The organism is Actinoplanes sp. NPDC048791 (assembly GCF_040650095.1).
GTDB lineage: Bacteria > Actinomycetota > Actinomycetes > Mycobacteriales > Micromonosporaceae > Actinoplanes.
Genome location: NZ_JBEZGQ010000511.1, coordinates 1 through 6027, shown reverse-complemented (window position 1 = coordinate 6027; position 6027 = coordinate 1). Strand labels below are relative to the sequence as shown.

Annotated in this window: 6 protein-coding genes; 3 read left to right on the top strand and 3 right to left on the bottom strand. The window is 72.0% G+C overall.

From position 1 onward, the window contains the following. Nucleotides 1–368 (top strand): ATP-binding protein (locus tag AB0C29_RS29535; RefSeq protein ID WP_360826793.1); only part of this gene is annotated, 368 nt, incomplete at its 5' end. Next, a complete protein-coding gene (locus AB0C29_RS29530) occupies nt 365–1018 on the top strand; it encodes a response regulator transcription factor (RefSeq protein ID WP_360826790.1) in 654 nt (217 codons plus the stop codon). The genes AB0C29_RS29535 and AB0C29_RS29530, both read left to right, overlap by 4 nt. A gap of 63 nt (nt 1019–1081) precedes the next feature. Here AB0C29_RS29530 and AB0C29_RS29525 read toward each other — a convergent pair whose 3' ends face one another. The 3 genes from AB0C29_RS29525 to AB0C29_RS29515 form a co-directional block, all read right to left on the bottom strand. Beyond that, a complete protein-coding gene (locus AB0C29_RS29525) occupies nt 1082–2263 on the bottom strand; it encodes a S8 family peptidase (RefSeq protein WP_360826787.1) in 1182 nt (393 codons plus the stop codon). A gap of 72 nt (nt 2264–2335) precedes the next feature. Further along, on the bottom strand, nt 2336–3886 hold the full coding sequence (locus tag AB0C29_RS29520; protein ID WP_360826784.1) for a GGDEF domain-containing protein: 1551 nt from the start codon (nt 3884–3886) through the stop codon (nt 2336–2338). A gap of 113 nt (nt 3887–3999) precedes the next feature. Then, nucleotides 4000–5496, bottom strand: coding sequence for a S8 family serine peptidase (locus AB0C29_RS29515; protein WP_360826781.1), 1497 nt, complete (start codon nt 5494–5496; stop codon nt 4000–4002). Between the two features lie 145 nt (nt 5497–5641). On the opposite strand from AB0C29_RS29515, the gene AB0C29_RS29510 reads away from it, so the two are divergent. Next, nucleotides 5642–5935: a hypothetical protein gene (locus AB0C29_RS29510; protein ID WP_360826777.1), complete on the top strand. Its 294-nt coding sequence runs from the start codon at nt 5642–5644 to the stop codon at nt 5933–5935. Nucleotides 5936–6027: the final 92 nt, after the last annotated feature.

Below are 6027 nucleotides of genomic sequence, written 5' to 3'. Positions count from 1 at the left end.
TGGTCGAGGACGCCGGCCGGGTGGGGCAGGCAGTGCAGCTCACCGAGGAGGGTGACGCGTCCACGCTGTCCCCGGTGACCCGGCGGACCGCGTACCGGGTGGTGCAGGAGGCGCTCACGAACGCCCGCCGGCACGCTTGGAGCGCCACGGTCCGGGTCGAGGTCTCCTACGACCCGCACCGCACGCGCATCGTCGTGCACAACGACGCGCCCGCGTCCCGCAGTCGTCCGCTGACCGACGGCGGCGGCACCGGCCTGGCCGGCCTGGGCGAGCGGATCGAGCTGATCGGCGGCTCCCTGCGCGCCGGGCCCGACGGCGCCGGCGGCTTCCGGCTCGAGGCCGGCCTGCCCACCCGGGTGGCCCGATGACGGTACGGGTGCTGATAGCCGACGACGAGCCGATGGTGTGCGAGCACCTGACCACCATCCTGTCCGCGTCCGCCGCGATCGAGGTGGTCGGCGTGGCCCTCGACGGCGCGGAGGCGGTGGAGGCAGTCGTGCGGTCGCGGCCTGATGTCGTACTCATGGATCTGCGGATGCCGGGAGTCGACGGGCTGGCGGCCACCAGCCGGATCCGGGCGCTGCCGGACCCACCGGCTGTGCTGGTGCTGACCACGTTCGACGCCGACCGGTACGTCGTGGAGGCGCTGCGCCTGGGCGCGGCCGGCTTCCTGGTGAAGTCGACCCCGCCGGACGAGCTCGTCGACCTGATCCTGGTCGCGGCGCGGGGCCACACGGTGCTGTCCCCGGTGGCGGCGGCCGGCCTGGTCGCGGTGACAGCCATCGCGGCTGACGAACGTGACCGGGCCCGCGGGCGCCTGACGGCGCTGACCGCGCGGGAGCGCGAGGTGCTGGCCGGCATCGGCGACGGCCTGTCCAACGCCGGCATCGCCGACCGGCTCTTCCTGTCCGAGACGACGGTGAAGGGCTACGTCTCGCAGATCCTGGAGAAGCTCGGCTGCGCCAACCGTACGCAGGCCGGACTGCTCGCGAAAGCAGCCGGCCTCTCGGCGCAGTGACCCACCGGATCAGTGCGGCGAGCCGGGTGGAATCCGGCCCGGCTCGCCGCCTTGCCGGAAGGCTCAGAAGGCGCCCGTGTAGAGCAACCGGTTCGGTGAGCCCGACCCGGGACTCGTCACCACACCCGTGGTCGCGTTGCTGACGATGGCGCTGTGCACCTGCGCCGGTGAGTCGCCCGGGTGGCCGGCCAGATACAACGCGGCCGCGCCGGCCACGTGCGGTGCGGCCATCGACGTGCCGCTGATCGTGTTGGTGGCGGTGTCGCCGGTGCCCCAGGCCGACGTGATGTTGATGCCCGGGGCGAACACGTCGACGCAGGTGCCGCGGTTGGCCCAGGACGGCTTGGCGTCGCTGCTGTTGGTCGCGGAGACGGTGATCGCGGTCGGCACCCGGGCCGGGGACTGGGTGCAGGCGTCCAGCGCGAACAGTCCGAACAGGCCGTTGCCGGCGGCGATCGAGTAGCTGACGCCGGAGGCGATCGACGCGCTCACCGCGTTGTCCAGGGCGGTGTCGGCGCTGCCGCCGAGGCTCATGTTGGCCACGGCGGGCTTGACCGCGTTGGCGGTGACCCAGTCGATGCCGGCGGCGACCTGTGCGGTGGTGCCGCTGCCTTCGCAGTCGAGCACGCGTACGGCAACGAGCTGCACGGCTTTGGCGACGCCGTACGCGCTGCCGCCGACCGTGCCGGCTACGTGCGTACCGTGGCCGTTGCAGTCGTCGGCGGCACCGCCGTCGACCGCGTCGTGTCCGCTGACCGCGCGCCCGCCGAAGTCCTGGTGGGTGGTGCGGATGCCGGTGTCGATGATGTAGGCGTGCACGTTGGACGCGGTCGTCGAGTAGGTGTAGGCCTGGTTCAGCGGGCGGTTGCGCTGGTCGATGCGGTCCAGGCCGTAGGACGGCGGGTTGGCCTGCGTCCCGGAGATCCGGTGGATCACGTTGGGCTGGACGAACGCGACGTCCGGGTCGGCGGCCACCTGCCGCGCCTGGCGCGCCGACATCGTCGCCGCAAAACCCTTGAAGACCTTGGTGTACGTGTGGAGCACAGTCGCGTTGTGCTCGGCGGCGACGGTCCGAGCAGTGCCCGACTTCAGGACGACGATGTAGCTGTCCGGCACCACTTCGGCCCCGGCTACCGAGATGACGTCCGCCTCGGCCGGTGCCGCCTGCGCACCGGTGGACAATCCGAGGATCGACAGGACGACGGCGCCTGCTGCGGCGGCGCCTCGACGGATGGCTGTTCTCACCTGAGCCTCCCCACGATGGGTGGTCACGCAACCACGCCATGTGACGCTAGCAGGCGAATCGACACATGTGAATCAGTCCGCGGGGGCAGCCACGATCACGCGGTTCCGGCCGGCGTCCTTCGCGGCGTACAGCATCCGGTCGGCCTCGGCGAGCAGGGCGGCCGGCGCGTCATGGCCCTGGGTCGAGGTGGCCCCCACGCTGACGGTCACCGGCAGGTCGCCGGTCACCGGCCGCCACGGGTGCACGTCGACCGCCTCCCGCAGCTCCTCCAGCCGGCCGGCGGCCTGTGCGGCGCCGATGCCGGGCAGGACGACCAGGAACTCCTCGCCACCCATCCGCGCCACGAACCCGGTGTCCGACACCGTCTGCTGCACCGAGCGCAGCAACTGGGCGACGGCCACCAGGACCTCGTCGCCGGCCTCGTGCGACAAGGTGTCGTTGATGCGCTTGAAGTGGTCGATGTCCACGACCGCGATGGTAAGCGGTGATCGCGTCTCGGCAGCCAGGGCGACAGCGACCGGCAGGTGGTCGTCCACGTAACGCCGGTTGCGCAGCCCGGTCAGGGGATCCCGGAGCGCCTGTTCCCGGTACCGCTCGGCGTCGTTGCGGGCCTGCGCGGTCTCGAACATCACCTGCCGGGTGTGCGCCCGCGCCTCCTGCTGGGCCGAGCGCAGCTGTTCCCGGGCGGCGTCATACCGCTTGTACTCGAAGAACGCCTGCTCGAACGCGCCGGCGGCCGCGTACAGCTCGGCCTGCTCGGCCATGACGGCCACCCGGATCCCGGTGAGCTCCCGCTCCTCGCCGAGGGTACGGCTGCGGTCGAGGCTCTGCTGGGCCCGGTCGAGCGCGCCGAGACAACGCTGGGCCCGGGCCAGGGTCAGGGTGGCCTCGGCGAGGTCGTGCACCTCGTACCAGAGCGGCGAGTCCAGCACCGAGAGCAGCGTCTGCTCGGCCGCCGCGTACTCCCCCAGCCCGAGCTGGATGCTGGCCACGGTGTCGCGTTCGATGATCAGGAACTCCCGGCCCAGGGCGGCCGCCACCACCCGCATGCGCTCGACCACCGTCGCGGCGGCGGCCAGCTCACCGGCCTGGAACTCGGTGTACGCGCGGTTGTTGAGCACCAGCAGCCGCCGGGTCAGGTCGTTGATCGCGATCGCCAGCTGCTCGGCCTGCAGGTAGCGTTCCCGCGCCGCGTCGATCATCCCGACGTCGCCGAGGGAGTTGGCCAGCCGGTTCAGGTACATCAGCCGCAGTCCCGGCGGGGCGTCCTCGTCGAGCACCTCGACCGCGCTGATGGCGTTCTCCAGGCTCGCCGCGTGGTCCCCGAGGTAGTTGTAGATCAGCGCCAGGTGGAAGTGGCTGCGGGCCAGCAGCGCGGGCGATGCCAGGTCCTGCGCCTGCCGGTGGACCTCCAGGAACACCTGCGCGGCCCCGCTGCGGTCACCGTTGCGCTGGGCCATGTCGGCCTGGACCAGCCGGGCCCGCAGCTGCAGGGTGGTCTCGCCGTACTCCCCGGCCGCCCGCTCGATCGCCGCCGCGGAGGCCAGGTTGGCCTCGATGTCACGGCCCTGATAGGTCTCGAGATCGTCCAGCAGGCGGGCAAGCTCCGGCGCCGGCGACATGCGTCGCCGATCAGCGCCCGGAGCGCCCGTGCCCGTTGTGCTCACGGGAGCCGAATCGACAACCGCCGGGCCATCGGCAGGGGAACCGGATTGCACTTCGGGTGCTTTCCCGCTCAGGACATCCAGCCCTTGTCGCCGGCGGTGAGCCAGCCGGTCGACGACCAGGCCGCACCGCTCCAGTTCGGCGCCGCGCCACCGCTGCCGGACCACGCCTTACCGGACCAGGTCTGTCCCGACCAGGCCAGGTCGGACCAGGCCTTGCCCGACCACGCCTTGCCCGACCAGGCCTTGCCGGACCAGTTGCCCTGCCCGTCCGTGGAGCTCGCCCAGCCGGTCCCCGTCCACGGGCGGCCCATCCAGTCCCCGCCCTTCCAGGACGTCCGGGCGGCGCTCGCGGCGGCCCAGGCCGAGGAGCTCAGCGGCCCGAAGATGTCCCGCTCCCCGGTCAGCGCGACCCCGTCGCCCATGGTCACCTGGGACGAGCCGCGGTCCTTCTGGATGCTGCCCGTACCGGTGATCGTGCTGCCGCTCTGGCCGCAGCTGGTCAGCGTGGACCTGATCGCCGTCTGCAGGTTGATCTGCGGGGCGTAGGAACCGGTGACCGGCGTCCCGGTGGCCCGCAGGTAGCACATGACCTGCATCGGCGACAGGGTCGGATACTTCTGCAGCAGGACCGCGGTGGCGCCGCTGACCACCGCGGCGGCCTGCGAGGTGCCGCTGCCCTTGAAGAACCGGTCCCCGACCCGCGCCGAGGAGTAGTTCACGTCGGCGTAGCTGCCCGGGTCGCGCAGCGAGACGATCGACCGGCCCGGGGCCAGCACGTCGGGGGCGTTGTCCTGGGAGGTGCCCTTGCTGCTGAAGGTCGCCACCGTGTCGTCGGCCGTGCTGGTGGTCCCCCGCGGGTCGGTCGCGCCCACGGTGATGATGTACGGGTTGGAACCCGGGTTCAGAATGTTGCCGCCGGTGTTCCCCGAGGCGACGATCACGCTGATGCCGGCCAGGTAGGCGTTCTCCACGGCCTCGCTGAGCGGGCTGCTCACCCAGCTCTGGGTGCTGTCCGTGCCGTACGACAGGTTCAGCACCTTGATCGGGTTGGCCGGGTCGTCGTTGCGGTGCGCCACCACCCAGTCGATCGCGGCCATCACCTGCGTGACGTCGACCGCGCCGTTGGCCGCGCCCACCTTGAGGGAGATCAGCTTGGCGTCGGGCGCCACCCCCTTGAAGGTCCCCCCGGCGGCGTCCCGCCCGGCGATGATGCCCGCCAGGTGGGTGCCGTGACCGTACGTGTCCCGGCGCAGCAGGCCCGGCACCTGCGACTCCAGCGACAGGTCGGGCCCGTTGGCCACGTTGCCGCTGGTGAGCCCGGCCACCGGCACGACGCCGGTGTCGATGAGGGCGATGCCGACGCCCTTACCGGTGAGGCCGGCGGCCGCCGCCACGTCGTCCCGCACGATCCGGCGCACGTCCGGCAACGTCGCGGCCGTGGCGGTGTAGGCGTAGTCGGTGAAGGAAGCCGTCGTGACGGCGGCCTCCGCGCTGCCCGGGTAGAGCAGGGCGGCCGCTGTGACAACAGCCGCCCCGGCGGCCCTGAGGCGGACTGTCTTCCTCAACTGCGGCTCCTTCGACGTCCCGACGATGTTGATCCGTTCGCTCGGCAGGCTCACGCCGGTTGTGAACAAGTTGCGGCAAAGGTGGCCGGTCGGGTTCCACTCCTCACCCGATCGGCCGGCGCGACCGACATGCGAGGATGACGCCATGGGCAGCGACGCCAACCCCGACGTGAGCGCTCTCGCGATCAACGTGACGATTCCGGAAGAGCTCCGCTGGACCGACACCCGCCGTGGTCAGGAGTTCGAGTTGACCACGTTGAACGTCCGGCTCCTCAAGGACGGGCACCTCGCCGCCAAGGCGTACGGCCGTCCCGTCGCGGGCGGCCGCGGCACCTACGTCTCGTTCCCGCTGCCGGACAGTCCCGAGCTGGCCGCGCTCGTCGCCGAGGCGGCCGGCCGGGCCAGTGCCCTGTGGGCGGGGCACCGCGGTCTCGGCTGACCCCCGTACGGTGTCAGTGGTGGGGGTTTCCGGCGGTCAGCCGGATGGTGAAGCCGTCGCGATGCCGGTGCAGGGCGACGTGGTTGCAGGAC

Excerpts from the sequence above, each read along its gene's own strand:
- AB0C29_RS29530 (WP_360826790.1), top strand. The coding sequence starts at position 365 with ATGACGGTACGGGTGCTGATAGCCGACGACGAGCCGATGGTGTGCGAG.
- AB0C29_RS29520 (WP_360826784.1), bottom strand. The coding sequence starts at position 3,886 with ATGTCGCCGGCGCCGGAGCTTGCCCGCCTGCTGGACGATCTCGAGACC.
- AB0C29_RS29510 (WP_360826777.1), top strand. The coding sequence starts at position 5,642 with ATGGGCAGCGACGCCAACCCCGACGTGAGCGCTCTCGCGATCAACGTG.